Origin of the sequence: Salmonella sp. NW722 (assembly GCF_051702785.1) — a bacterium.
Taxonomy (GTDB): Bacteria; Pseudomonadota; Gammaproteobacteria; order Enterobacterales; family Enterobacteriaceae; genus Salmonella; species Salmonella enterica.
Genome location: NZ_JAMMIN010000027.1, coordinates 236 through 622 on the forward strand (window position 1 = coordinate 236; position 387 = coordinate 622).

The following is a 387-nucleotide window of genomic DNA, read 5'->3' on the forward strand; positions in this document are numbered from 1 at the left end:
AGCGAGAAAGCGTTGCCAACGGCAACGACCCGAAGGGCGAAGCGCGCAGCGCTGAGTAATCCTTCCCCCACCACCATCACTTCCGTCGCGTATCTTATCCCCGTTAAGCATAGTGTCTCATATCTCTCCGTACGGGGAAGGATGAGAAGCTTCGACTAAGGTTCGATTCGAGCGAAAGCGAGAAAGCGTTGCCAACGGCAACGACCCGAAGGGCGAAGCGCGCAGCGCTGAGTAATCCTTCCCCCACCACCATTACTCTCGTCGCGTATATTATCCCCGTTAAGCACACTGTCTCATATCTCTCCGTACGGGGAAGGATGAGAAGCTTCGACTAAGGTTCGATTCGAGCGCAGCGAGAAAGCGTTGCCGCAGGCAACGACCCGAAGG

Annotated in this window: 2 other RNA genes; both read left to right on the forward strand. The window is 56.1% G+C overall.

Annotation, left to right across the window (positions count from 1 at the left end):
- The first annotated feature begins 120 nt into the window (after positions 1 to 120).
- Positions 121 to 252: non-coding RNA, RtT sRNA (locus tag NA330_RS23180), on the forward strand.
- Positions 253 to 296: 44 nt separating this feature from the next.
- Positions 297 to 387, forward strand: a non-coding RNA gene (locus NA330_RS23185) — RtT sRNA; the annotation flags it as partial.